This window comes from Mycobacterium sp. NPDC050441, assembly GCF_040655355.1.
GTDB lineage: Bacteria > Actinomycetota > Actinomycetes > Mycobacteriales > Mycobacteriaceae > Mycobacterium.
Genome location: NZ_JBFAJS010000005.1, coordinates 20,331 through 40,555, shown reverse-complemented (window position 1 = coordinate 40,555; position 20,225 = coordinate 20,331). Strand labels below are relative to the sequence as shown.

17 protein-coding genes are annotated in these 20,225 nt (G+C 67.2%); 10 read left to right on the top strand and 7 right to left on the bottom strand.

The window, feature by feature from the left end; genetic code table 11:
• Positions 1-8: 8 nt before the first annotated feature.
• Positions 9-1,316 (bottom strand): amino acid deaminase, encoded by a 1,308-nt coding sequence (locus AB0I14_RS15835; RefSeq protein WP_358024297.1) that lies wholly within the window; start codon positions 1,314-1,316, stop codon positions 9-11.
• 161 nt (positions 1,317-1,477) lie between these two features.
• Between AB0I14_RS15835 and AB0I14_RS15830 the strand changes: the two genes are divergently transcribed.
• Genes AB0I14_RS15830 through AB0I14_RS15820 form a run of 3 tightly spaced genes read left to right on the top strand, consistent with a single transcriptional unit; the run spans position 1,478 to position 3,734 of the window.
• On the top strand, positions 1,478-2,539 hold the full coding sequence (locus AB0I14_RS15830) for a sugar kinase (RefSeq protein WP_358022986.1): 1,062 nt from the start codon (positions 1,478-1,480) through the stop codon (positions 2,537-2,539).
• Positions 2,536-3,285, top strand: a complete 750-nt coding sequence (locus AB0I14_RS15825) for an IclR family transcriptional regulator (RefSeq protein ID WP_358022983.1) — start codon at positions 2,536-2,538, stop codon at positions 3,283-3,285. The genes AB0I14_RS15830 and AB0I14_RS15825 overlap by 4 nt, the downstream gene beginning before the upstream one ends.
• A gap of 44 nt (positions 3,286-3,329) precedes the next feature.
• Positions 3,330-3,734 (top strand): Rid family hydrolase, encoded by a 405-nt coding sequence (locus tag AB0I14_RS15820; RefSeq protein WP_358022981.1) that lies wholly within the window; start codon positions 3,330-3,332, stop codon positions 3,732-3,734.
• A gap of 9 nt (positions 3,735-3,743) precedes the next feature.
• Here AB0I14_RS15820 and AB0I14_RS15815 read toward each other — a convergent pair whose 3' ends face one another.
• Positions 3,744-4,982 carry an acyl-CoA dehydrogenase family protein gene (locus AB0I14_RS15815; protein WP_358022979.1) on the bottom strand — a complete coding sequence of 413 codons (1,239 nt, stop codon included), beginning with the start codon at positions 4,980-4,982 and terminating at the stop codon, positions 3,744-3,746.
• 27 nt (positions 4,983-5,009) lie between these two features.
• Positions 5,010-6,032 (bottom strand): oxygenase MpaB family protein, encoded by a 1,023-nt coding sequence (locus AB0I14_RS15810; RefSeq protein ID WP_358022977.1) that lies wholly within the window; start codon positions 6,030-6,032, stop codon positions 5,010-5,012.
• A gap of 273 nt (positions 6,033-6,305) precedes the next feature.
• Here AB0I14_RS15810 and AB0I14_RS15805 point away from each other — a divergent pair, with 273 nt between their 5' ends.
• Positions 6,306-7,178 (top strand): adenylate/guanylate cyclase domain-containing protein, encoded by an 873-nt coding sequence (locus AB0I14_RS15805; protein ID WP_358024293.1) that lies wholly within the window; start codon positions 6,306-6,308, stop codon positions 7,176-7,178.
• Between the two features lie 35 nt (positions 7,179-7,213).
• Here the strand turns inward: AB0I14_RS15805 and AB0I14_RS15800 are convergent, their stop codons facing one another.
• The 3 genes from AB0I14_RS15800 to AB0I14_RS15790 are packed head-to-tail and all read right to left on the bottom strand — an operon-like array spanning position 7,214 to position 11,471.
• Positions 7,214-8,029: a hypothetical protein gene (locus AB0I14_RS15800; RefSeq protein ID WP_358022973.1), complete on the bottom strand. Its 816-nt coding sequence runs from the start codon at positions 8,027-8,029 to the stop codon at positions 7,214-7,216.
• Between the two features lie 2 nt (positions 8,030-8,031).
• On the bottom strand, positions 8,032-10,497 hold the full coding sequence (locus AB0I14_RS15795) for a hypothetical protein (protein WP_358022970.1): 2,466 nt from the start codon (positions 10,495-10,497) through the stop codon (positions 8,032-8,034).
• Positions 10,494-11,471 (bottom strand): hypothetical protein, encoded by a 978-nt coding sequence (locus AB0I14_RS15790; protein ID WP_358022967.1) that lies wholly within the window; start codon positions 11,469-11,471, stop codon positions 10,494-10,496. Before AB0I14_RS15790 ends, AB0I14_RS15795 begins: the two co-directional genes overlap by 4 nt.
• A 382-nt stretch (positions 11,472-11,853) precedes the next feature.
• On the opposite strand from AB0I14_RS15790, the gene pheS reads away from it, so the two are divergent.
• On the top strand, positions 11,854-12,897 hold the full coding sequence (pheS, locus tag AB0I14_RS15785; RefSeq protein WP_358022964.1) for a phenylalanine--tRNA ligase subunit alpha: 1,044 nt from the start codon (positions 11,854-11,856) through the stop codon (positions 12,895-12,897).
• Positions 12,897-15,389, top strand: coding sequence for a phenylalanine--tRNA ligase subunit beta (gene pheT, locus AB0I14_RS15780; protein WP_358022961.1), 2,493 nt, complete (start codon positions 12,897-12,899; stop codon positions 15,387-15,389). Before pheS ends, pheT begins: the two co-directional genes overlap by 1 nt.
• Positions 15,390-15,431: 42 nt before the next feature.
• Here the strand turns inward: pheT and AB0I14_RS15775 are convergent, their stop codons facing one another.
• The gene (locus AB0I14_RS15775; RefSeq protein WP_358022958.1) at positions 15,432-16,079 is read right to left on the bottom strand and encodes a maleylpyruvate isomerase family mycothiol-dependent enzyme; all 648 of its coding nucleotides are present in this window, start codon (positions 16,077-16,079) and stop codon (positions 15,432-15,434) included.
• Positions 16,080-16,144: 65 nt separating this feature from the next.
• Here AB0I14_RS15775 and AB0I14_RS15770 point away from each other — a divergent pair, with 65 nt between their 5' ends.
• Genes AB0I14_RS15770 through argB form a run of 4 tightly spaced genes read left to right on the top strand, consistent with a single transcriptional unit; the run spans position 16,145 to position 20,223 of the window.
• Positions 16,145-17,011: a MerR family transcriptional regulator gene (locus tag AB0I14_RS15770; RefSeq protein ID WP_358022955.1), complete on the top strand. Its 867-nt coding sequence runs from the start codon at positions 16,145-16,147 to the stop codon at positions 17,009-17,011.
• Positions 17,012-17,051: 40 nt separating this feature from the next.
• Complete coding sequence (gene argC / locus AB0I14_RS15765; protein WP_358022952.1) at positions 17,052-18,086, top strand: N-acetyl-gamma-glutamyl-phosphate reductase; 1,035 nt, start codon at positions 17,052-17,054, stop codon at positions 18,084-18,086.
• A gap of 20 nt (positions 18,087-18,106) precedes the next feature.
• Positions 18,107-19,348, top strand: a complete 1,242-nt coding sequence (gene argJ / locus AB0I14_RS15760) for a bifunctional glutamate N-acetyltransferase/amino-acid acetyltransferase ArgJ (RefSeq protein ID WP_358022949.1) — start codon at positions 18,107-18,109, stop codon at positions 19,346-19,348.
• Complete coding sequence (argB, locus tag AB0I14_RS15755; protein WP_358022946.1) at positions 19,345-20,223, top strand: acetylglutamate kinase; 879 nt, start codon at positions 19,345-19,347, stop codon at positions 20,221-20,223. The genes argJ and argB overlap by 4 nt, the downstream gene beginning before the upstream one ends.
• Positions 20,224-20,225 lie beyond the last annotated feature (2 nt).

Sequence of the window (20,225 nt, the reverse complement as noted above, 5' to 3'; positions counted from 1 at the left end):
GATCCGGATCAGAAGTAGGTGCGGATCAGGTCGATGACGACGGGATCGGTCTCGTCCGGCGTCACGACCGGGATCCATCTCCACTTGTCGAACGCCGTGCACGGGTGGGAAAGCCCCAGTCTCACAACGTCGCCCACACGGATATCGGAGGCGGGCGGGATGGTCAGGAACGCGTGCTGATCGTTGACGGCCACGATCTCCGCATCCGCGAGCGGACGTGCGGGCGCGCCGAGCTGCGGTGCGACCAGTTGGGGTATCGGCAGTCCCTCGTCGAACGGGACATCGCGCTTACCGGCGTCCAGCAGCGCCAGCCTGGGTTCCGGGCGTGACACGACCCGTGCCCAGGTGTGCATCGCCGAGCGCAGCCGGTACTGGTCGTCGCCGCGGCGAAACGGCGTGATCCCGGTGTAGAAGCCGTCATCATGGATGATGTAGGCCCCGGCGCGGACCACGACATGTGTGCGACCGTCCGCCAGCGGGGCCAGCACATCTGCAACGGCATCGAAATATGCACTGCCACCGGCAGTTACATAGAGGTCGGCCTCGGCGGGGTAAAGTCCCTCGGCTTCGATGCGCCGGTGCAGCCGGGCCATGTCCTCCAGATAGTTCGTGACCCGCGCGAGCGATGTGTCCGACGCGTCGTGCGCCAGCGATCCCTCGTAGCCGGACACCCCGGCCAGGCGCAGGGCACCACTGGCCGAGATGCGCTCGGCCACCGCCGAGGCCTCATCGACCGAACGCGCGCCGGTGCGCCCGCCGGGCGCACCGAGTTCGACGAGCACCGGAATCTGCCGAGCCACCTGGATTTCGGCGAGGGCCGCGTTCATCGCGTCGACGGTGGCCGACGAGTCCGCCCAGGTGATCACCTCGAGGTCGGACCGGGCGGCCATCTCCCGAGCCAGCCACTGCAACGCGGCCGGATCCACCAGCGCGTTGGCAAGCTGGATGCGGCGCACCCCGAATTTCACCGCGACGCGTACCTGACTGGGCGTGGCGAGGGTGATACCCCATGCACCGCTGCGTAATTGGCGCTCCCAGAGGACCGGTGACATGGTGGTCTTCCCGTGCGGCGCCAGTTCGACCCCGTGCGCTGTGCACCATGCCGCCATGGCGGCCACATTGTCATCGATGGCCGAATTGTCCAGTGTCATCACCGGTGTGGTGAATGCCGAGAGTCGGGGACCGGTGGCGAGGAACTCCTCGGTGGTGAGGCCGTCGGCCGCGACCGGAAGGGCCTTGTCCAATTCGGACAGGTGCTCGGCGCGCAGCATGTCCCACGCCCGACTGTCCAGCGTGGGCTCGCCTCGCGTCGTCATGCCGATCGTGTCCTCCATGGTGATTTCGTCCGCGGTGGTTGCCCTCATAGCAGCGTGAGCTGCTCTGTTGCGTAGAGTGCAATCAGAGTTGCAATTTCGTGTGTGACCTGTCTAACATGACTGGCGACACCGCGTCAATCGCCTCACCCCCAAGGACTGCAGTGCCTGAATCGCCCACAGATACCGTCGGCGGCGTCGCCTGCCTCGGTGAAGCGCTGGTCCTGGCCGGTGCTCAAGCTGCATTGCACCTGGCCGGTGCTCAAGCTGCATTGCACCTGGCCGGTGCTCAAGCTGCATTGCACCTGGCCGGTGCGGAAGCCAACGTGGCGGCCGGACTCGCCGCCTGGGGCATTCCCGCCTCCTTCATCGGCCGGCTCGGCGACGACGAATACGGGGCCCTGATCAGATCCGAATTGACCGCGCGCGGCGTCGACATCTCCGCTGTCGAGATCGATCCGGCCCGGCCCACCGGGCACTACGCGAAGGTGGCCGCCCCGGATGGCACGGGGGAGCCGCGCACCGTCAGCCACTACACCCGGGCAGGGTCGGCGGCGTCGGCAATGACACCCGAATTCCTGGATGCGCCGGCGGTTGCGGCCGCCTTCGCGCACGCATCGGTGGTGCACTGCAGCGGCATCACCCCGGCCCTGTCGCCGACCTGCCGGGCCATGATGCGCCGACTACTGATCGATCGACCCGGCATCGCCGGGCCGGTGAGTTTCGATGTGAACTGGCGTGAACAGCTGTGGCCCGACGGCGATACCGCCGAGGTGGTCGCGCTGGCCAACCTGGCCGACGTGGTGTTGGTGGGCGCTGACGAGGCGCTGCGCGTCATGGGAACCGACGACCCAATTGCCTTGCGCCGCATCTTGCCGGACCCCGCGACACTGGTCATCAAGGACGGCGCGGATCAGGCGCTGGCCGTCGACCGCTTCGGCGAGGAGTTCGTCGTTCCCGCGCTGCGCGTCGAGGTCGTGGAACCAGTGGGCGCAGGCGACGCCTTCGCCGCCGGATTCCTCAGCGGCGTCGTCCTCGATGAAGATCCAGAATCGTGCCTGCGGCGCGGGCACATCGGAGCCGCCGTCACCCTCACTGTCGCGGCGGATTCCGCGCCACCACCACCCGACGAGCTGATCGAGCATCTGCTCACCTGCACGGACGGGGAGTGGGCCGCGACGAGGGTGGGCGAGGCCGGGTTTACGGTGTGCGGGAGCAGGCGGTGAGCCAGAGCGTCGCGCGCGCCCTGCAGTTGCTGATTCAGCTGGGCAACGGCCCGGCCGGCCTGGACGAGCTGGCGGCCGCCACCGATGTGCACAAGACCACCGTGATGAGGCTGCTGCGCACCCTGTCCGACGAGCGGTTCACCTTCCGCGACAACAACAACCGGTATCACCTCGGATCGCGGATCTTCGAACTCGCCGCCCACGGCACCGATCAGCGGGAGATCCGCCAGATCGCCTCGCGGCACCTCGTCGCGTTCAACCGCGAGTACGGCCGCACCACTCACCTCGCCGCGATGGAAGGCGGCGACATCGTCTACATCGACAAGCTCGAATCACACGATCAGATCCGCATGTACTCGCGAATCGGCTTGACCGCCAATCTGAATTCGACCGCCGTCGCCAAGGTGATTCTCGCCGACCTGTCCGATGCCGAACTGCGGTCGATCGTTGCCGGGATGGACTTCACCCGGCGTGCCGCGAACACGATCACCACGCCGGAGGCCTATCTCGGGGAAATCGAGACCGTACGCGCCCAGGGCTGGGCCCAGGACCGTGAAGAGAACGAGCCGTCGATCAACTGCGTGGGGGCGCCTATCCGCGGTGCGAATGGCCGTGTGGTCGCTGCGGTTTCGGTGTCGGTGCCCGACGTGGTGCTGCCCTTCGAGCGGGTGCTGGAACTTCTGCCGCCGCTACAGGCGGTAACCCGGCGCATCTCGGCCGAATGCGGTTACCGTCCACCCTCCTGATCCACCCGCAAAAATCGAAAACACGAAAACAGAGGAGATTTCACGTGTCTGATTCGAAGGTCATCCGTACCGACGACGCACCGGCACCCGCTCACACCTTCAGCCAGGGCATTCGTAAGGGCGGATTCCTTCAGGTGTCGGGGCAGGGTCCGATGGACCCCGCGACCAACACCTACATCGGCAAAGGCGAGGTCAAGGCGCAGACCCGCCGGACGCTGGAAAACGTCAAGGCGATCCTGGCGGCCGGCGGCGCCGGTGTCGACGACGTCCTGATGTTCCGGGTTTACCTCACCAAGCGCGAGGATTTCGCGGCCATGAACGAGGTATACGGCGAGTTCATCGCCGAGAACGTGAAGTCCGATCAGCTTCCATGCCGGACAACGGTGTTCGTCGACCTCCCGCACGAGGTCATGCTGGTGGAGATCGACGCGCTCGCCGTCGTGGGCTGACCGAGTGGGCTAGCTGAGCAAACCCCGTGCCACGTGGGTGATCTGCACCTCGTTGCTGCCGGCGTAGATCATCAGCGACTTCGCATCACGGGCCAACTGCTCCACCCGGTACTCGGTCATGTAGCCGTTGCCGCCGAACAGCTGCACTGCCTCCATCGCAACATCGGTTGCCGCCTGAGAGCAGTACCACTTGATCGCCGAAGCCTCGGCGAGGGAGATCGAAACCCCCTTCTCGGCGGATTCGATGACGCGGAACAGCATGTTGCGCACGTTCATCCGGGCGACTTCCATGTTGGCGAGCTTGAGCTGGATGAGCTGGAACTGGCTGATCTCCTGGCCCCACAGGGTGCGGGTCTTGGCATAGTCGACGCTCAACCGCAGGCATTCCTCGATGACGCCCAGTGCCATTGCGGCCACCCCGATGCGTTCGGCCGAGAAGTTCGACCGGGCGCTGGCCCGGCCCTCGTCGGCCCCGTCGTCGGACCCTTCGGTCTCGCCGAGCAGACGGTCGCGTCCCAGCCGGACATTGTTGAAGAACAGCTCGCCGGTGCGCGATGAGTGAATGCCCATCTTGCGGAAAGGCTTCGACTGCACGAAGCCTTCCATGCCGCGGTCGAGTACGAAGGTCAGCACCTTCCGGTTGCGTTTGTCGGCCCCGTCGCGTTCGTCGAGCTTGGCGTAGACCACCACGACGTCGGCGTCGGGCCCGTTGGTGATGAAGGTCTTCTGGCCGTTGAGGATGTAGTCGTCACCGTCGCGCGTCACATAGGACTTCATGCCGCCGAAGGCGTCCGAGCCCGAATCGGGTTCGGTGATCGCCCATGCACCGATCTTCTCGTAGGTCACGAGACCGGGCAGCCAGCGTTCCTGCTGGGCCAGGGTGCCGCGGCTCTGGATGGTCGACACGGTCAGGCCCAAGCTGACGCCCAGCCCGGTCACCAGGCCCATCGACACCCGGCACAGTTCGCTGATCAGGACGAATCCCATGCCCGGCGAACCGCTGCCGCCGAACATTCCACCGCGGGCGCCGGAGGGCTTGCTGTCACCGCTGCGCAGCTTCTCCAGCCGCTTGTCCAGCGATTCCTTGGCGAGGGCGTCAATGCCGAACGTGGCGAACAGCTTTCGCACGATCGGATACGGCTCCATGTCGCCGCTTTCCAGCTCGTCGAGGTGGGGCCGGATCTCCTTGTCCACGAACTCGCGTACTGCGTCCCGGACGGCAATGTCGACATCAGACCAATCAAGCATCTCGACAGCTTAGACAGGCGTCAAAAGTCAGGCCGCACTGCGCCGGGCGGGCCGCCGCAGGGCGGGTAGGGAGAAGGTGGTGTGCACCAGCGCGCCGGCCCGGTCCAGCAGGGTCTTGTGGTGTGGCCGATAGTGCATCGGCAGCCCTCGGCGGTCGGGGGGTGGGGCCATGAAGCCAGGTGCTTCGACCAGGGGGCCGTCGGCCGGTAGCTTCCCGGCCGCGCGGCGGTAGGCCGACAGGGCGCGCGGGTGCAGCCTGATCTCGTCGGGCACCGCGACGAACGCCAATTCGACCATCTTGCCGAAGATTCGCAGCAGGACCTCGTCGCCCGGGGTCCAACGCATCCCGGCTTTTTCCCGCACTGCCGGGTCGAACAGGCCGGCCGCGATCCAGCGTTGCGCCCCGACAAGGGGTTTGAAGAGTTGGTCCCACACCGGCGTCGGCATCAACACGAACCACGGTTTGGGGATCCGGATGGTGAAGATGTCGAGGGTGGCCCGGTTGATCTCGAGCTCGTCGCGGCACTTGGCGTCCCAGTACTCCTGAAACTCCTCCCAGGTCTTGGGGACTGGCCGCATGCTCATGCCGTACATGCCGTACCACTGGACATGCTCGTCGAACAGTTGGCGCTTCTCTGCCTCGGTGAGACCGCCGCAGAAATACTCCGCGGTCTTGATGATGAGCATGAAGAACGTGGCGTGCGCCCAGTAGAACGTCTCCGGGTTCAGCGCGTGATAGCGCCGGCCCTGGCCGTCGACGCCCTTGATGGTGTGGTGAAAACCCTTGATCTGCGCGCCGGTGTCAGCTGCCCGGTCGCCGTCGTAGACCACACCCATGATCGGGTACACCGACCGGGCCACGCGCTGCAGCGGTTCGCGTAAAAGGATCGAGTGTTCCTCGACGCCGGCGCCGAGTTCGGGATACATGTTCTGGATCGCGCCGATCCAGACGCCCAGCATCCCGGTGCGCAGGTCACCGAAGTACTTCCAGGTCAGCGAATCCGGGCCGAGTGGATCGTGCTCGATGCCAGTGGTGGCTCGTGTGGTCATTTCGTCCTCATCGACTCGTCATGACGTGAATCACAGCTGAGCTCAACGATAGTAGTGACAACGCGTGTTGTCTATGAGGCTGCGGCGCGTCGTCGCGCACTGTTACTCTGCGGCTACCGTGGCGCCACAGGGCTGTGACCAGGTGGGTTTGCCGACGCCGGGGGAGTGCGGGCATACCCGCTCGTGGCGCGATTGCCGTCCGGTCCGCGCGCCACTTACTCTTGCGCTGTGGATGGCGAGCCGTTCGATGACCCGTCCGGCGAGGTCGGGGATATCGAGCAGGCGCTACGGCAGCGCCCCGTGAAGGCACCCGGGTTGCCGGGACCATTGGGGTGGCTGCAACGCACCAATCGCAGCCCAGCCGTCGTCGATGTGGTCCGGCGGGTGCGCCGGGCGTTGCCCGGGGATCCGGACTTCGGTGACCGCCTCTCGGCTTCGGGCGAGGGCGGACCGCGGGCGGCCGCACGGGTGGCCGACCGGCTGCTGGACCGTGATGCCGCCTCGCGCGAGGTGAGCCTGGGCGCGCTGCAGGTCTGGCAGGCGCTGACCGAACGTGTCTCGGGAACCCCGGCCAATCCCGAAGTGACGCTGGTGTTCACCGACCTGGTCGGTTTCTCGTCGTGGTCGCTGCGCTCCGGCGACGACGCCACGTTGCGGTTGCTGCGACGGGTGGCTCAGGTGATCGAACCGCCCGTGCTCGAGGCCGGTGGCTACATCGTCAAACGCATGGGCGACGGAATGATGGCGGTGTTCTCCGAGCCGGAAACCGCCCTGCGGGCGATGCTCGTGGCACTCGAGGGCGTCAAGAACATCGACCTGGACGGTTACGCACCGCGGATGCGCGTCGGCATCCACACCGGGCGTCCGCAGCGCATCGGGTCGGACTGGCTCGGCGTCGATGTCAACATCGCCGCCCGGGTGATGGCACGGGCCGGTAGCGGCGGTCTGGTGGTGTCGCACACCACACTGGAGGGCATCTCGGACGACGAGCTCACCACTTTGGGTGTGACCGTCAAACGTGAGCGGCGGCAGATCTTTTCGGCGAAGCCCGAGGGCGTACCCGATGATCTGGTGATGTACCGGGTGAAAATTTCCAGGCGGTGGCCGGCCGGCGAACATGAGGGTGACGGGGCGCCGGGCGCGTAGGGGCGCGGTGCAACCCGCACAAGCGCTGCTCGGTTCTACTGGAAAGGGTCGTAGTCCTGTCGGGGTCCCGTCGGGGGTGGGGGCGCCGGTCGTGGAGGCGGTGCGTGCGTGGGTGGCGGAGCGACCGGCCTGGTGCTGACGGTGTCGGGTTCCGCAGGCAGCGCGCTGTTCGGCGCGGGCGCGGCGGGTGTGAATCCGAGCATCGTCAGCTGGTCTGCGGTTGACGGAGTGACGAAGTAGGACTTGGACTTCGGCTGGAGGATCAGGACCACGATCGCGATGGCCAGGAGAAGCACTGCGGCGCTGAGGATCAGCGTCAGTGTCCTGAACCAGGAGACCTGGCCCCCGGGGGTCAGCACGATGCTCACGATGGCGACGGCTGCGGTGACCGCGATGCCGATGAGCATCGGTATTCGCGCGGTTCCACGTCGGCGGGCGTACTGAAAGGCCAGCCATACCAGTGCCCCGGCGACGCCAACCGAAACCGCGGCGAATGTCACACCGGGAAATGTGGTGCCGCCGTAGATGAATTCGAGCTCAGGTAGCGCCAGCAACGTGCCGATGGCGCCGACCACGAGCAGCGCGGCGATCCCACCCACCAGGTAACTGGCCAGGAAGACCGTCCACGGCGGGCCGCCTGCCTCCCAGGGACGCACCGTGGGCGACTCGGCGTGCGGGGGTGGCGTGGGAGGCTCCGGCGTTGCGTGGTGTAGCACCCCGGTCCAAGCCGGCGCGGTTGGTGGCGGAGCCGGCCGCGGTGCCGGAGCTGGAGCCGGCCGCGGTGGCGCGGTCCACTGCGGTGGCGCCGTGTCGGCGAACGGATCGTAGTTACCGAAGGGATCCCGCGACACGGTCAGGCTCCTGTTCCGGCTTTGCGGCGGCGCCACCACAGCACGCCACCGGTTGCGAGCCAGGCGGCCACAGGCAAGGTCACCAGCAGATAGAAGAACGGCTTCGAAGTCGCGGGGCTCGGGATGTCGTACGGCGTCCAGGACGTCGGTTGCTGCGGCCAAATCTGTTTCAGCGGAACAGAAGTGATGATGTCGCCGATCCAGATGCCATCACTGGACTGCTGCTCGATCGGGCCTACGATCGACGGGCCCGCGGCGGTGGCGATGGACGCGTACTTCGTGGTGAATTCCTGTTCGCCGACGTCCTTCAGTTCGATCTTGCTGAAGTCGACGCCTCCCCAGGAGCGGCCCCGAGTCCACGTTCCGGCTGCGTCCTCGGTCTTCCAACTGAAGGTCGGCTTGGCGTGGGTGTACGAATAGACGTAGCGGTCGAAGACCTCACGCGAATTCCACGGCACCGTCCACGCGGAGACGTTGCCCGAATCGATGACATCGGCATACTGGGTTGGCTTCTCCGCGTTGCGCTTCCGGTACCACTCGGCAGCGATCCGGCTGGCGTACACCCGGCGCAGATCGGCGAACTCGGGATCATGATTGATCGCCTCGACCACCGCAGGCATGATCATGTCCTGGTACAACTTGCCGTTCTGTGCGGTGATCGCCGGATCCTGGCCGTCGCACGATTCGTTCGGGCTGATATCGCTGTCCTCGAGCCCGACCTTGACAGTCAGTGGAGCGTCGATGATGTACAGCTGGTCGCCGTCCTCCCGAACGGTGGCCGGCGTGGGCTCTATCCATTGCCGGCGGCCCAGGAAGCATTTGTCCGTGCCACGCAGTGCATCTTCGAATCGTTTGCCGAGCGGGGTGTCGTCTCGCTGTAGCCGGCCCGACGCCTCCTTCATTTCGAGGTCCGCGTCAAGCAGTACCTTGCCCGCTTGGGTCTTGGCGAACTCCCCGTCGATGACACGGTCTGGCTCGGTGGGATTCAGGTTGACCCAGAACTTGTCGGGGGACAGCGCCATCCAGACGTGGAAGGCGTCCATGGCCATCTGGGCGTTGCGCTGCCCGCCGTAGGACGCCCCATCGTCGGACGTGGTGCTGGCACGGAACGCGTACTGCATTGCCGGTTTGCCTGCGACTGTGTCGGTGACATAGCGCAACTCGAGAGTCGAGAAATCGATACCGCCGTAGCCCATTGCGGGGGCTGCAGGTGCCGGGGCAGCCGGGGCGACCACCGGGGCCGGCGCAGCGGGTACAGGCGCCACCGGTACCGGTACGGGAATCGGCGCTGCCGGTATCGGCACGGGTATGGGGGCCGGCGCCGGAATGACGATCGGCGGTGGCGGTGGCGGTGCCGCAGGCGCTTGCGGGGCCGGGAGAGCTGGAACCGCAGGTGCGGGCACCGGCCTCTGCTGTGGCGCCTGCGGTTGCGCCGGTTGCTGTTGTGGTGCAGGTGCCTGACCGGCCTGAACCTCGATGGGCGCCGGTTTCGGTTTCGGTTGCTGCGCGGGAGCCGGTTGCGCTGGTTGTTGTGCCGGAGTGGCGGGTTGATCGAGTGCGACCTCGATCTCGTCTCTGACCGCCTCATCCTCGGGGCTGTCCGGTGCGTCTCCCAGCGGGAGCGGCAGTGGAGCCGCGCCACCTGGGCCACCTGGACCGCCCGGGTCTTCGGGTACGGCCTTCGTCGGCCAGTACTTGACGCACACTGCCGTCGGCATGGCGACGTTGTCATTCCTCAGCTGATCGAGGGTGCGCTTGATCCAACGCTGCGTGGCGGGGCTGGGCAGCTTGCCGAACATCATCACCAACGAGGACCCGGTTTGGCCGGCCATCTTGACGTGTTCCTTGAACTGATTTCTTGCATGCGAAGAAAGCGAGTCCCCGGACTTGGCTTCGACGATGGTCCACAGCCGTTTCGGAATCTTGTTGTCGACGTTGGTGATATCGAACACCGGTCCGTTCGGGAGGATCCCGGGGTCGATCTTGGAGCCCTTGATCCAGCCCGCCGACCCGCTGTCGGACAGCTTCCACAGTTCGTTCCACAGAAAGTCTTCGAAGGCAGGTCCGACGCGCCGATTCTTGATGACGGTGATGTAGTTCGCCTTCCACCGCCCGAAGGCCATCGGCTTAGCGCCGGCCGCAGCTTTTCTGTCTATGTGGTTACGCCAGGCGATGAGCATGTGATTCTCGGTGCCGCCGGGCTGATGTTCGTCGTCGAGAATTCTCAACTCGTCGTCCGACGGTTCCTCGACCGCTTCCAGCCCGAGGTCGAGGCCGGGGTATCTGTACTCGGTCGTCTTGTCCTGAGGTGCCACCTCGGTGGCATCGAACCCTGGAAGGGCAAATCCAGTCGTGCACTCGCCGTAGGCCCCGTACTCGGCGCGGGCAGTCGGACCCCCCAGCCACGTCGCGGTGGCGATGACGAGCGCGAACACCACCGAGTAAACCGCGAGCCGGTGCCGTGTCATGGCTTTCCGGCCCAGCGGTCGTAGTAGCCGCGGGCTTTGGGTTGGCCTTTGGTGATGCCGAGGCGGAAGAGCCGGAACGGGCTCGTCACATCCCTGTCGTCATTGCTCTGCACTTCGTACTCGGCGAGGGCAGGGTCGCCGGGTTTCGTCAGGTAATCCCGGTAGACCCAGCGGGAGGGGCGGCTGCGGCGCAGCATTTCGCCGAGGTACCAGCAGGCGCCTGCGAGTAGGTCGGTGTTGGCGGGGTCGTTGATGGCTTCGACGGTGGGGGTGTGGTGGTGGATGAGGTCGGTGAGGCGGTCGATGGATTCGGGGGTGAAGTCCCAGGTTCCGGGGTAGCGGTTGGCCCATTGTGGGAAGTCGCGTTGGCGGGCGGCCAGCCAGTCGTCGAGGACGGGTGAGGGTGCTGGGCTGGTCAGCCGGTCGATGCCGACGACGCCGGGTGGGGGTGGGGTGGTGACCTTTTCGCTCCAGGCGGTGAAGGTCTGGACCAGTGGTCCTGCGTTGGTGGGCTGGTCGATGACGGTGGCGAAGAGAAGGTGCAGGGGTGAGACGGGGTGGAGTCCGAGTCCGTCACCGGGTACGGCGATGGGGATGCCGGCTGGGGTGCCGGCGGGGTTGTCGTCCCAGCCCCAGTAGGTGGTGGTGATGCGGTCGCGTAGCGCGGTGTCGGTGAGGGTGGGTTGTGCGTGTTCGGCGAAGCCGGGTTGGTTGTCCCAGTCCCAGCGTCCGGTGGTGAGGTGGGTCAGGGTGAGGCCGATGTAGGCGGTCAGGGCGCGGATGACAGGGCGGTCGCCGTCGGTGAACAGGTCGTCGGGTTGGTGGAACAGGGTGGTGATGACGTGTTCGAGTGCGCGCAGTGATTGGGCTGAGTAGTCCAGGGCGACTCCGTAGGGTTCGGCCAGTCCGGCCAGTCCCGCCACCGCGGGCGAGATCCCGTCATCCCACTCATCAGCCAACTTCTGACGATCCACCTGGCCACCTTCTGTAGCAATTGTTGTAGCGGCAGCACGAACTTTCCGCCGGTGAAGACTGTGCACCGTAAAGCAGTTGACCGGGGCAGCGGAATATACGAAAAGGCTGCGTCCGGCAAACAGTCCTGAGGCGGCGAGATCGATCCGTTCACAAGCGTAACGGCATTCATCGGGCGCCTCGCGCGCTAATTTGATTTGGCTACCCAGCGGTCGTAGCGGCCGCGGGCCTTGGGTCGGCCTTCGGCGATACCGAGGCGAGAATGCCGGCCAGTCCCGCCACCGCGGGCGAGATCCCGTGGCCGACTTCGTCGTCGCAGGTTTCAGTCGGAGCCGAGGGCAAACGGATTCGAAGCCTGATCAGGCCATCACCTATGATCGCCGGGTGGCTGAGCCGCCCAGTGATCTCTCAGAAGAAGCCCTGACCAAAGCCGTCAGCGCCGCCCGGCATGCCTTTGAGCTGGCCGGTGACCTCGACGCGCTCGCTCGCGCCAAGACCGAGCACCTCGGTGATCGTGCCCCGATCGCCCTGGCCCGCCAGGCATTGGCGACGCTGCCGAAGGCGGACCGCGCCGACGCCGGAAAGCGGGTCAACGTTGCCCGTGGTGAGGCCCAGCGCGCGTACGACGAGCGGCTGGCCGCGCTGCGTGCCGAGCGCGACGCCGCGGTGCTGGTCGCCGAACGCATCGATGTGACGTTGCCCTCGACGCGCCAGCCGTTGGGCGCGCGGCACCCGATCACGATCCTGGCCGAGAACGTCGCCGACACCTTCGTGGCGATGGGCTGGGAGCTGGCCGAGGGCCCGGAGGTCGAGACCGAGCAGTTCAACTTCGACGCGCTCAACTTCCCGCCGGACCATCCGGCCCGCAGCGAGCAGGACACCTTCCAGGTCGCCCCGGACGGATCGAGGCAGGTGCTGCGTACCCATACCTCGCCGGTGCAGATCCGCGCGCTGCTGGAGCGCGAGCTGCCCGTCTACATCATCTCGATCGGGCGGACCTTCCGCACCGATGAACTGGATTCCACGCACACGCCGGTGTTCCACCAGGTGGAGGGGCTGGCGGTGGACAAGGGTCTGACCATGGCGAATCTGCGCGGCACGCTGGACGCCTTCGCGCGGGCCCAGTTCGGGCCGGAGGGGCGTACCCGGTTCCGTCCGCACTTCTTCCCGTTCACCGAGCCCTCGGCCGAGGTGGACATCTGGTTCCCCGGCAAGAAGGGCGGCCCCGGCTGGGTCGAGTGGGGTGGCTGCGGCATGGTCAATCCGAATGTGTTGCGCGCCTGCGGTATCGATCCGGATGTCTACTCGGGCTTTGCCTTCGGAATGGGATTGGAGCGAACCCTGCAGTTCCGCAACGGAATTCCCGACATGCGCGACATGGTCGAGGGTGATGTCCGGTTCTCGCTGCCGTTCGGGGTCGGTGCCTGATGCGCATTCCTTTCAGCTGGTTGCGTGAGGCCGTCCGCGCCGGCGCCCCGGACTGGGACGCCTCGGTCGAGGAACTCGAAGAGACGTTCATCCGGATCGGCCACGAGGTCGAGGAGATCATCCCGACCGGCCCGGTGAGCGGTCCGCTCACCATCGGCCGGGTCGCCGAGATCGAGGAACTCACGGAGTTCAAGAAACCCATCCGGGCCTGCAAGGTCGATGTCGGCATCCAGAATGTCGACGGCGAGTTCCGTGACATCGTATGTGGGGCAACGAATTTCGCGGTCGATGACCTGGTGGTTGTGGCGCTGCCGGGCACCGTGTTGCCCGGTGACTTCACCATCGCCACGCGTAAGACCTACGGGCGGGTCTCCGATGGCATGATCTGCTCGGCGTCGGAGATGAACCTGGGCGTCGAGGGCGCGGGCATCCTCGTCCTGCCGCCCGGCACCGCTGCTCCGGGCGCCCCGGCCGCCGAGGTCCTGGGTCTCGACGATGTGGTGTTCCATCTGGCGATCACGCCCGATCGCGGCTACTGCCTGTCGGTCCGTGGCCTGGCCCGCGAGATCGCATGTGCTCACGACCTGGACTTCGTCGACCTCGCCGACGTGCCGCCGTTGCCCGCTGAGGCGCAGGCCTGGCCGCTGACCGTTCAGCCCGGCACCGGGGTGCAGCGCTTCGGGCTGCGCCCGGTCACCGGCATCGACCCGGCGGCGGTGTCGCCGTGGTGGATGCAGCGGCGTTTGACGCTCAGCGGTATCCGCGCCATCTCCCCGGCGGTCGACGTGACGAACTACGTCATGCTCGAACTCGGTCATCCCATGCACGCCCACGACAGCAGCCTGATCACCGGCGGCTTCGACGTGCGTTTCGCCCGCGACGGCGAGAAGGTTGTGACCCTCGACGATGTCGAGCGGACCTTGAACTCGGCCGACGTGTTGATCGTCGACGACGTCGCGACCGCCGCTATCGGCGGCGTGATGGGCGCGGGCACCACCGAGGTGCGCGGTTCCACCACCGACGTGCTGCTTGAGGCGGCGGTGTGGGATCCGTCCGCGGTGTCGCGCACCCAGCGTCGTCTGCACCTGGCCAGCGAGGCCGGTCGCCGTTACGAGCGGTCCGTGGACCCGGCCATTTCGGTTGCCGCACTGGATCGTTGCGCGACCCTGCTGGCCGAGATCGCCGGCGGCGCCGTCGAACCGAAGCTCACTGACTGGCGCGCGGACGGGCGCACCGACTGGTCCCAACCGGCCGTCGAGATCCCGGCTGACCTGCCCGACCGCACTGCGGGCGTCGATTACGCCGCAGGCACCACGGCCCGCCGGCTCACCCAGATCGGCGCCACCGTCAGCGGTTCGGATCCGCTCACTGTCACCCCGCCGAGCTGGCGGCCCGACATGCGGCAGCGTGCCGACCTCGTGGAGGAGGTGCTGCGGCTGGAGGGTCTGGAGTCCATCCCGTCGGTGCTGCCGACCGCGCCGGCCGGCCGTGGTCTGACCGCGGTCCAGAAGCGTCGCCGCGCAATCGGGAAGTCGTTGGCGCTGGCCGGTTTCGTCGAGATCCTGCCCACGCCGTTCCTGCCCGCCGGGGTGTTCGATGCATGGGGCCTGGCCGCGGACGATGCCCGCCGCAACGCCACCAAAGTGCTCAACCCGCTGGAGGCCGACCGGCCGCAGCTGGCCACCACTTTGCTGCCCGGGTTGCTGGAAGCCTTGGGCCGCAACGTCTCCCGTGGTGCGGCCGACGTCGCCCTGTTCGCGATTCAGCAGGTCGTGCACCCCACCGAGCAGACCCGCTCGGTTGAGCGCATCCCGAATGACCGCAGGCCCACCGACGAGGAGATCGCCGGGCTGGACGCCTCGCTGCCGCATCAACCGCAGCACGTCGCCGCGGTGCTGACCGGACTGCGGGAGCCCGCCGGGCCGTGGGGTCCGGGACGTCCGGTGGAGGCCGCCGACGCGTTCGAGGCGGTCCGCGTGATCGGCCGGGCCGCCGGGGTGGAGTTCACCCTGCGCGCGGCCCAGGAGCTGCCGTGGCATCCGGGCCGCTGCGCCGAGGTGCTGGTCGGCGACACCACCGTCGGCTACGCCGGCCAGCTGCATCCGGCGGTCGTCGAGCGGACGGGGCTGCCCAAGGGAACCTGCGCCGTCGAACTCGACCTCGATGCCGTGCCGATCGTCGAGGTGCTGCCGGCACCGTCGGTGTCGCCGTTCCCGGCGGTATTCCAGGACATCAGCGTGGTCGTGGCCGACGACGTGGCCGCCGGTGCGGTGGTCGACGCGGTGCGCGACGGAGCCGGCGAGCTGCTGGAGGACGTCCGGTTGTTCGATGTCTACACCGGCCCGCAGGTCGGCGAGGGACGCAAGTCACTCGCCTTGGCCCTGCGGTTCCGCGCTGCCGACCGGACCTTGACCGAGGACGAGGCCAGTGCCGCCCGCGACGCGGCCGTGGCCGTGGCGGGCGAGCGGGTCGGCGCGGTCCTGCGCGGCTGAGTTCTCAGCGAGCAGACCGGGAATCGCTTTACCGATTGCTCGTCAATGCGATTCCGTGACTGCTCGGCGTAATGAGGCGGCCCCCTCGCCGCTGAGGTGGGGCAGCGCAGCCGAATCGCGCCCGGTCGCCAGCAAGAGCAGCGCCGAAACCGGTCCTTCGATCACCGGCCCGGCTCCCGCGACCCACTCGGTGTCGACTGCGCGTAACCGGTAGCCGGCCAACCGCTTTGCCGCACGGAACGGGAACCGCGGGTTCCAGACCCGTTCGATCGCCAGCCGCGCTGCCTCAGGCGGCATTTCGCGATGAAGGCCGAGCGGAACCACGATGTCCTGGCCGTGTACGAGCAGGTCCATCAGCCGATCCGTCGGCGTGGTGCCGACCGCGGTAAAGCGGGAACCGATCGTGCCACGCATCTCGGTGAGCAGCTCGAGGTCGCCGGTCTTCGCCGCGTGCCGAATCGCGGTATCGCACACCATGCGGTCGACACTGCCGCGAGCGCGCAGCAGGTTGGCCAGGATTCGACCGACGTCGGCGTGGGTCGAGAGCACCACATGGGCGGCGACATCGCGGACCTGCCACCCATCGCACAGGCTGGCGTGACGCCATTGCGGTGCGGTGAGCCGTTCCAGTAATTGCAGCAGGCCGCACCGTTCGGTGTCGACGGCCCGCCAGATCTCCTCGGTGTTCATCTGTGTTCCCTTCGTCTGCGACCTACGCTAGGAACTCCAGTGGGGTGGAGGTTCAAGCGACTGTGATGCACAGCACAAGCATTGGCGAGTTGTCGCGGCTGAGCGGGGTGCCCGTGCGGACGATCCGCTTCTACTGCGACGAGGGCCTACTCGAGTCGCGTCGCAGCTCCGGTGGACACCGCGTATTCGATGCCACCGCTGTCGAATCGCTGTTGCTTGTCCGGCGCCTCCGGACACTCGGCCTCGGTCTCGGTGCCATCGGCGATGTTCTGACGGGCCGTATCTCGATCCACGACGCGGTGACCGCCGAACGGCGTGCGGTCGAGGCGGAGTTGGTCAACCTGACGAGGCGTCGTGCCTCGTTGGAGGTGCTGTCCACCGCGCAGGACGGACGGCGCGGGCATGACGTCCTGGTCGAGTTCTGGCGGCGACTGTTCGCCGGGGCGGCCTCCCCGGACGCATTCGATGGGTTCGTGGAGATGACCGTCCCGCAACCGCCCGGCGAGCCGAGCCCCGCCCGCGTTGCGGCATATGCCGCGCTCGTGGAAGTCACGCAGCAGCCAGCGTTCGTTGCCGCGATGCGCCGGCAGCTGTGGCGGTTCGAGGCAACGCGCATCACCGATCGTCGCGGCCTCGTCACCGGTGTCGCCGAGGCGTGCGACATGGCCCTGCCGCTCGTGCTGTCCGGACAACCGCCGTCGGGCGGACCCGCCGTCGACAGATTCGTCGACGCCCACGCCCGGGCCCGCCGAGATCGGGACACGCCTCGCTTTCGACGCGCGCTCACCGCGAACGCGGGCGCCGACAACGATCAGCGCATCCGTCGGTACTGGGACCTTTATGGTGAGATTGCAGGTGAGATGACTACTGTCGGAAGCATTCAGCGCTGGCTGTACGACGCGCTCCGCGGAGACGTCGCCAAGGCCAATTAATGAGTTTGCATCTGCATGCATAACAATGCAGAATTGCCGCATGACTTCGATAGCGGTTGCCGGCGCCAGCGGCTACGCCGGCGGAGAGATCCTGCGATTGCTGCTCGGGCATCCGGCCTACGCTGAGGGCCGGTTGACCATCGGAGCGTTGACCGCGGCCTCCAGCGCCGGGACCAGCATGGCCGAGCATCACCCGCACCTTCTGCCGTTGGCCTCGCGCGTTCTGGAACCCACCGACGCCGAGGTGCTGGCGGGTCATGACGTGGTGTTCCTCGGACTGCCGCACGGTCATTCCGCCGCACTGGCCGAACAGCTCGGTCCCGACACCCTGATCATCGACTGCGGCGCCGACTTCCGGCTGACCGACGCCGCCGATTGGGAGAAGTTCTACGGTTCGGCGCACGCCGGCAGCTGGCCTTACGGGCTGCCGGAACTGCCCGGCGCCCGGGACCGGTTGAAGGGCGCCAAGCGCATCGCGGTGCCAGGCTGCTATCCGACCGCCGCACTGCTGGCGCTCCTGCCCGCCGTCGCTGCCGATCTGGTCGAACCGGCCGTCACGGTCGTCGCCGTCAGCGGCACCTCGGGCGCGGGCAAGTCCGCCAAGGTGGACCTGCTGGGCTCGGAGGTGATCGGTTCGGCACGCGCCTACAACATCGCCGGCAAGCACCGGCACACCCCGGAGATCGCCCAGGGCCTGCGTGCGGTGACCGACAAGGACGTCACCGTCTCCTTCACCCCGGTCCTGATCCCGACCTCCCGCGGCATCCTGGCCACCTGCACCGCCAGGACCCAGGCTTCAAACGACGAGATCCGGGCTGCCTACGAAAAGGCCTACGACGCAGAGCCGTTCATCCACCTGCTGCCCGAGGGGCAGCTGCCCAGGACCGGTTCGGTGATCGGCAGCAATGCCGCGCAGATCCAGGTCGCCGTGGACCAGGAGGCGCAGACCATGGTGGCCATCGCCGCCATCGACAACCTCACCAAGGGCACCGGCGGCGCCGCGGTGCAGTCGATGAACCTGGCGCTGGGCTGGCCGGAAACCGAAGGACTGTCGATCGTGGGAGTAGCACCGTGACACCGGAGCCGGAGGCGACAATGTCGCCTGAGCAAGTGACAACTGGCAGCAAGCTGGTCCGCACCCAAGGGGTCACCGCCCCTGCGGGTTTCCGGGCGGCCGGAATCGCCGCCGGTATCAAGGCATCCGGCGCACCGGACCTGGCGCTGGTGTTCAACGAGGGGCCGGACTACGCCGCGGCGGGGGTGTTCACCCGCAACAAGATCAAGGCAGCGCCGGTGCAGTGGTCGCAGCAGGTGCTGACCACCGGCCGGCTGCGTGCGGTGGTCCTGAACTCGGGTGGCGCCAACGCCTGCACCGGCCCGCTGGGCTTCCAGGACACCCACGCCACCGCCGAGGCGGTTGCTTCCGCGCTGAGCGACTGGGGCACCGAGACCGGTGCCATCGAGGTTGCGGTGTGCTCGACGGGTCTGATCGGTGACCGGTTGCCGATGGACAAGGTGCTGGCCGGTGTCACCGAGATCGTGCACGAGATCGCCGGCGGTCTGACCGGCGGAGACGACGCGGCGCGGGCCATCATGACCACCGACACCGTGCCGAAACAGGTTGCGCTGCACCACTCGGTGGAGTCGGGGGAGAACTGGACCCTGGGCGGGATGGCCAAGGGCGCCGGGATGCTGGCACCGTCGCTGGCCACCATGCTGGTGGTGCTGACCACCGATGCGGTCGTTGACGCTGCCGCCCTGGACATCGCCCTCAAGCGGGCCGCGGCACTGACCTTCGACCGGCTCGACGTCGACGGCAGCTGCTCGACCAACGACACCGTGCTGCTGCTCGCGTCGGGCGCCAGCGAGATCGCCCCGAGTCAGGACGATCTCAACGAGGCCGTGCTGCGGGTCTGCGACGACCTGTGCGCGCAGCTGCAGGCCGACGCAGAAGGCGTCACCAAGCGCGTCGTCATCACCGTCACCGGCGCCGACAGCGAGGACGACGCATTGGTCGCCGCGCGCATCATCGCCCGGGACAGCCTGGTCAAGACCGCGCTGTTCGGCTCCGACCCCAACTGGGGCCGGGTGCTGGCCGCGGTCGGCATCGCGCCGGTGGAGCTGGATCCGGAGCGGATCAGCGTGTCGTTCAACGGTTCTCCGGTCTGCATCGACGGGGCCGGTGCCCCGGGTGCGCGCGATGTCGACCTGTCCGGCGAGGACATTGTGGTAGTGGTCGATCTGGCTGTGGGCTCGGAGGGAGGCCACAGTGCTTCCATCAGGACCACCGACCTGTCGCACGCCTACGTCGAAGAGAACTCCGCCTACAGCTCATGAGCCAAGCCATCGAGCGCGCCGTCAAGGCCCAGGTGCTCGCCTCGGCGCTGCCGTGGCTGAAGGAACTGCACGGCAAGATCGTCGTCGTCAAGTACGGCGGCAACGCCATGACCGACGACACCCTCAAGGCGGCCTTCGCCGCCGACATGGTGTTTCTCCGCAACTGCGGCATTCACCCCGTGGTGGTGCACGGCGGCGGACCGCAGATCAGCGCGATGCTCAAGAAGCTCGGCATTCCAGGCGATTTCAAGGGCGGCTTCCGGGTGACCACACCCGAGGTCCTCGATGTGGCGCGCATGGTGCTGTTCGGTCAGGTGGGTCGGGAGCTGGTCAACCTGATCAACGCGCACGGCCCGTACGCGGTGGGTCTCACCGGTGAGGACGCTCATCTGTTCACCGCGGTGCGGCGCAGTGTCACCGTGGACGGGGTGGCCACTGATATCGGGCTGGTCGGCGACGTCGAACACGTCAACGCCGAATCGTTACTGGATCTCATCGCGGCAGGCCGGATTCCGGTGGTCTCGACCATCGGTCCGGATGTCGACGGCGTGGTGCACAACATCAACGCCGATACCGCGGCCGCCGCACTGGCCGAGGCGCTGGGTGCCGAGAAGCTGGTCATGCTCACCGATGTGGAGGGCCTCTACACCGACTGGCCCGACCGCTCCTCGCTGGTCACCGAGATCGACACGGCCGCACTGACACAGCTGCTGCCGTCACTCGAATCCGGCATGGTCCCGAAGATCGAGGCCTGCCTGCGGGCGGTGGCCGGCGGGGTGCCGAGTGCGCACGTGATCGACGGTCGCGTCGAACACTGCGTGCTCGTCGAGCTTTTCACCGATGAAGGAACTGGAACGAAAGTGGTGGCCAAGTGACC

What these genes read in the sequence shown, in the direction of transcription:
- AB0I14_RS15835 (WP_358024297.1), bottom strand. Translation starts at nt 1,316, where the DNA reads ATGACGACGCGAGGCGAGCCCACGCTGGACAGTCGGGCGTGGGACATG.
- AB0I14_RS15815 (WP_358022979.1), bottom strand. Translation starts at nt 4,982, where the DNA reads ATGCTTGATTGGTCTGATGTCGACATTGCCGTCCGGGACGCAGTACGC.
- AB0I14_RS15810 (WP_358022977.1), bottom strand. Translation starts at nt 6,032, where the DNA reads ATGACCACACGAGCCACCACTGGCATCGAGCACGATCCACTCGGCCCG.
- AB0I14_RS15795 (WP_358022970.1), bottom strand. Translation starts at nt 10,497, where the DNA reads ATGACACGGCACCGGCTCGCGGTTTACTCGGTGGTGTTCGCGCTCGTC.
- pheT (WP_358022961.1), top strand. Translation starts at nt 12,897, where the DNA reads ATGCGCATTCCTTTCAGCTGGTTGCGTGAGGCCGTCCGCGCCGGCGCC.
- AB0I14_RS15775 (WP_358022958.1), bottom strand. Translation starts at nt 16,079, where the DNA reads ATGAACACCGAGGAGATCTGGCGGGCCGTCGACACCGAACGGTGCGGC.
- AB0I14_RS15770 (WP_358022955.1), top strand. Translation starts at nt 16,145, where the DNA reads ATGCACAGCACAAGCATTGGCGAGTTGTCGCGGCTGAGCGGGGTGCCC.
- argC (WP_358022952.1), top strand. Translation starts at nt 17,052, where the DNA reads ATGACTTCGATAGCGGTTGCCGGCGCCAGCGGCTACGCCGGCGGAGAG.
- argJ (WP_358022949.1), top strand. Translation starts at nt 18,107, where the DNA reads ATGTCGCCTGAGCAAGTGACAACTGGCAGCAAGCTGGTCCGCACCCAA.
- argB (WP_358022946.1), top strand. Translation starts at nt 19,345, where the DNA reads ATGAGCCAAGCCATCGAGCGCGCCGTCAAGGCCCAGGTGCTCGCCTCG.